The organism is Streptomyces sp. NPDC094034 (assembly GCF_040303865.1).
Classification (GTDB): domain Bacteria; phylum Actinomycetota; class Actinomycetes; order Streptomycetales; family Streptomycetaceae; genus Streptomyces.
This window is the reverse complement of the sequence record NZ_JBEOUD010000100.1, coordinates 1-4147: the sequence shown is the minus strand read 5'-3', so window position 1 is coordinate 4147 and position 4147 is coordinate 1. Positions and strand designations below refer to the sequence as shown.

Below are 4147 nucleotides of genomic sequence, written 5' to 3'. Positions count from 1 at the left end.
AACTCCCCCGCACCACGTGGGGCCAGGTGAAGGCCGGCAAAGCCACCACCCGCGCCGACCTGGTACCCGGCGACCTGATCATCAGCAACAAGGGCAGGCACGTTCAGCTCTACATCGGCGACGGCAAGGTCATCCACGCCCCCGGCACCGGCCGTACCGTCACCACCGCGAAACTCCCCAGCCCGTCCACAGTCGTCAGCTACCGCCACATCACACCGTGACCGAAACCGAAGCCGCCAACCCCCGGCGGACTGTCGTGACGGGCTTCGAACCAGCCCGCTCAACCGGGTACTCACGGGACGCCGGGGCGCCTCCGTCCCTACTCGGCCGTGTGCGTGGGGTAGACCTCGACGTCGGTGTAGGCGCCCTTGATCTCCCCCGCGCCCGCAGGCCAGTTCAGGCTCACGGTGTGGGTCTCGTTCGGGGGCGTCACCTCGATGTTGGTCGGGTGCGCGAGGCTTCCGCCGCTGTTGTCGATGTCGTAGGCGAGGTTGAAGACAGCGGCGTCGCCGGGCTTCAGGGTGGTGATACGCGGCTGGGCCTGGCCGCGCTCGATGGGGTTCGAGGTGTTGTCGGCGTCCTTGATGTCGACGCCCGCGAAGCCCGTCGCCGAACAGGTGGTCGAGCCCCGGTTGATCATGGTGATGTCGATCCTGCCCGAGACTTCGTCGGGCGCGGCGTCCCTGGCATCGATGGCCAGATCCTCCGTCTTGCAGAACGTGACCTGGCCGCCGGCCTCCGTCGCGCCGTTCCCGCCGCCGACGCGGGCCTCGTTGTCCTCACCGGAGCCCGACTTCGCGTTGCTCGCCTCCGAACCACCGGAGCCCGAACCGCCCTCCGACGCCGAGCTGCCCTCCGAGGCCGAGGAAGACGAGGACGAGGACGAAGAGACGCTGGAGGACGAGTCCTTCCCGGAGCCGTTGCCACAAGCGGTGAGCGAGAGGGCGGCGGCGACTCCGAGGGCGGCGAGAGCAGAGAGGCGGGTGTACTTCACGGTGTTCCTCCAGAACGAGTGCGGTGCGTGCGACCGGAAGTATTTGTATCTCGCACCGAGTTACAGGCGGTCTCCCGCGCCGTCTTCGTTCTGTCACAGGCCCCTAGGCCTCACGGTCCGCCAGTTCGCCACCGCGCGATCACGCGAACTCCACGCTGACCTGGCCAGTCCCCAACCTGGGGGGCCTTCGATCCCCCCTCCGTACTGATCGAAGGCACCGGAGAAACCACTACTGCCGGTTAAGAGGTCGCGCCTCCCGAGATGCTCCCGCCGTGGACGTCGAGCGCGGAGAGCCGGAAGCCGACCCTCTCCAGGACGTCTCGGCCCGGAGGTTCGGAGAGGAGCGCGATCGCCGCGTTCAACAGGAGCAGCGGGTGGACGAAGCGGTCGCGGCCGGTGGGCGGGAAGTACCAGGAGAGCGGCCACGTACGACCCGACAGCGCGGGCACCGGCACGTAACTGACCGTATTCCGAGCCGAGTTGAACCGCTGAACGCCGGGCGGCCACGAACGGTGCGCCGTGCTTCCGGGCGGCAGCAGGAAATACATTCCCCGCCGCCCATTCGCCTCACTGACCACCGGCCCGGGTTCACCGCCGCAGAGCGCCTCCAGCATGTCGGCGAGACGACGACCGTCATCCGCGTCGACCCTCACGGCATCGAATCGGGCTCCCGCTTTCCGGAGCTGGAATCCGGAGGACGGAATCCAATCGATGTCACCTAATTGGCGAGTTGTCGCATCCATGGGGACATTCTGACGCTCACTGGCTAGCGTTTTCCATGTCTGCTCGGGGTCCGTCGGACAGGGGTTGACCTGCCCGAATGCCCTTTGCGGAAGGTGGAATTCCGTATGTCTCGGTTGTGACCGGTTGAGTCCGGTTGAGTCGAAAAGGTGATCGCGATGGCGCGAGCGGAAAACAAGGAAACGGCGGGTCCTGCGACGCGATTGGTGGCCGATGTCGCCCGCAGGATGCGCATCAAGAAAAAGCTGACACAGGAACAGCTGGGAAAGGAGCTGGGCTTCTCGGGCGCGGCGGTAAGCGCGATGGAGACGTGCGCGCAACCGGCGAGTGACGAGATGCTGGTGGCGCTGGAGCGGGTGCTCGGGGAGGGGATGGGCGTCTTTGAGCAGGCGCGGGAGTATGTGCGGCTGGACAAGTATCCGGAGTTGTTCAAGGACTTCGCGTTGCCAGAACAGAAAGCATTGACCCTGTCGTCATACGAGACGCTAGTGATCAACGGTCTGTTCCAGACCGAGGAGTACGCACGCGATCTGATCGGCGGAGGGTATCCACCCCTCTCCGAGCAGCGCGTGAACGAACTCGTCGAGGCCAGGATGGTTCGGAAGGCAATCTTCGACCGGGATCCGATCGCGCTGATCGAACTGATCCTGGAAGAGTCCGTGCTAACGCGGTCCGTAGGCAGCAAAGAAGTCATGCGTCGACAGTTGGCGCATCTCACAGAGTGCGCTAAGCGCCGGAATGTCACACTTCAGGTGCTGCCTCTCAACAGAGGACTACGTGGCGAACACGCCGGGTTGCGGGGCGGGTTGACCCTGCTGGAAACTCCGGAGCATGACCACTTGGTCTACATGGAGCTTCAGGACGAGAGCCTACTCATCACCGACCCTGCCAAGGTGAGCGCTTACGCCCAGCGGTATGCGAAAATCCGGGCACAGGCCCTCGGCCCGGACGAATCGCTGGGCCTCATCGAGCGGTTGGCGGGAGATTGACAATGAGCAGCACCCTGCGGTGGTTCAAGTCCAGCTACAGCAGCGACGCCGGAGGCCAATGCATCGAGGTCGCCTTCGACTGGCACAAGTCCAGCTACAGCAGCCCTAGCGGCGGCGAGTGCGTAGAGGTCGCCACGTGCCCGCACGCCGTCCACGTCCGCGACTCGAAGAACGTCGAAGGCCCCACCTTCACCGTCGCCCCCGACGCCTGGGCGCGGTTCCTCACCTGGTCGGCCTGACCCGGAGCGGGGCCGGTCGCAGTCCGGCCCCGCACGGTTCGACGCGGTCGGCTGAGCTGGGTTCGTGCAGTCCAGGGCTGTTACTTGGGCCGAGGTCGCTGAGACAGAACGCGGACATGTACAGGATCATTTCAGGATCGACTCGGCCCTAGTGTCGTCGGTGTCAGCAGGAAACACCGCAACCGACAGCCGCTGGAGATCAAGATGCGCTCGCGTCTCGCCGCCCGTTCCGCCCGCCTCGTCCTGGCCGCCGTGGCCGTGACGGCCCTCGCCGCCACCACCACCGCCTGCAACCCCGACGACGGCTCGGACGCCGGCAGCACCGTGGCCCCCTCCGCCGTCGCCTCCGCCGGTAGCGGCGGGAGCGACAGTTCCTCCGGCGACAACTCCTCCACGGACGGATCCGGTTCCAGCGGCTCCGACTCCAACTCCGACTCCAGCTCCGGAGACTCCACCGACAAGAGCGGCTACGGACAGTCCTGTGGCACCAACGACCTGGACTTCACTGTCACTTCGGAGACCCAGGCCGGTGGCTACTACCGCGTCACCGCCAAGGCAAAGTCCGGCATCACCTGCTACCTGGACGTCAACACCCCCAGCGTGTCCTTCGGCTCGAACGCCGAGGGCGTCGCCTCCCCCGTCGGGCAGGGCGGCGAAGACCCCATCAAGCTCACCGGCTCCGCCGTCGCGTACACGGGTATCAACCCCAAGACCACCAACAGCGATGGCGGCGTGGAATTCGAGCACGTCATCATCGCCCTCACCGAAGAGGACCCCGAGCCCGCCGAGCTCAAGCTCCCCGACGCCGCCGTCGTGGACAAGCCCATCGTCACCAACTGGTCCACCAACCCCTCCGAGACCATCCCCGTCATTGTCTGACAAACCGTGACTGCGCGCGCGGGGTTGGGTGCGGGTTCACGCCGAGGGGTAACCGGGGTGAACCGGAGCGTTTGGTGTCGGGTGGGGGCCGCCCCTCAGGTTTCAGTTTCGCGGCTCCGGGCCGGGCATCAAGGGCGCTCCTACGTCGCGTCGGCTGCGCCGATTCCGCTCCGCTCCACCCTTGACCCCCAACCCTCCACCGCAAGTGCAGCTTTGAGGGGGGCGGCCCGGGGGGAGGGGTCCCAATGCCAGGAACTTTAGGGGGTGCGGGTTTGAGTCGTGGTGGTCTCTTGGTCGTGTTGGTG

5 protein-coding genes and 1 pseudogene are annotated in these 4147 nt (G+C 66.2%); 4 read left to right on the top strand and 2 right to left on the bottom strand.

Annotated features, from left to right (window positions below; all coding sequences use genetic code 11):
• Positions 1 to 221 (top strand): C40 family peptidase (locus ABTZ59_RS36860; RefSeq protein WP_351425795.1); only part of this gene is annotated, 221 nt, incomplete at its 5' end.
• Between the two features lie 98 nt (positions 222 to 319).
• Here the strand turns inward: ABTZ59_RS36860 and ABTZ59_RS36855 are convergent.
• Together ABTZ59_RS36855 and ABTZ59_RS36850 are read right to left on the bottom strand one after the other, a co-directional pair.
• Positions 320 to 994 carry a DUF4232 domain-containing protein gene (locus tag ABTZ59_RS36855; RefSeq protein ID WP_351425789.1) on the bottom strand — a complete coding sequence of 225 codons (675 nt, stop codon included), beginning with the start codon at positions 992 to 994 and terminating at the stop codon, positions 320 to 322.
• 335 nt (positions 995 to 1329) lie between these two features.
• Positions 1330 to 1737, bottom strand: a pseudogene (locus ABTZ59_RS36850) (hypothetical protein); the annotation flags it as partial.
• A 156-nt stretch (positions 1738 to 1893) separates the two neighbouring features.
• Between ABTZ59_RS36850 and ABTZ59_RS36845 the strand changes: the two are divergent.
• From ABTZ59_RS36845 to ABTZ59_RS36835, 3 genes are all read left to right on the top strand, one after another.
• The gene (locus tag ABTZ59_RS36845; RefSeq protein WP_351425798.1) at positions 1894 to 2724 is read left to right on the top strand and encodes a helix-turn-helix domain-containing protein; all 831 of its coding nucleotides are present in this window, start codon (positions 1894 to 1896) and stop codon (positions 2722 to 2724) included.
• A 2-nt stretch (positions 2725 to 2726) separates the two neighbouring features.
• The gene (locus tag ABTZ59_RS36840; RefSeq protein WP_351425786.1) at positions 2727 to 2963 is read left to right on the top strand and encodes a DUF397 domain-containing protein; all 237 of its coding nucleotides are present in this window, start codon (positions 2727 to 2729) and stop codon (positions 2961 to 2963) included.
• 204 nt (positions 2964 to 3167) lie between these two features.
• Complete coding sequence (locus ABTZ59_RS36835; protein ID WP_351425783.1) at positions 3168 to 3842, top strand: DUF4232 domain-containing protein; 675 nt, start codon at positions 3168 to 3170, stop codon at positions 3840 to 3842.
• Positions 3843 to 4147 lie beyond the last annotated feature (305 nt).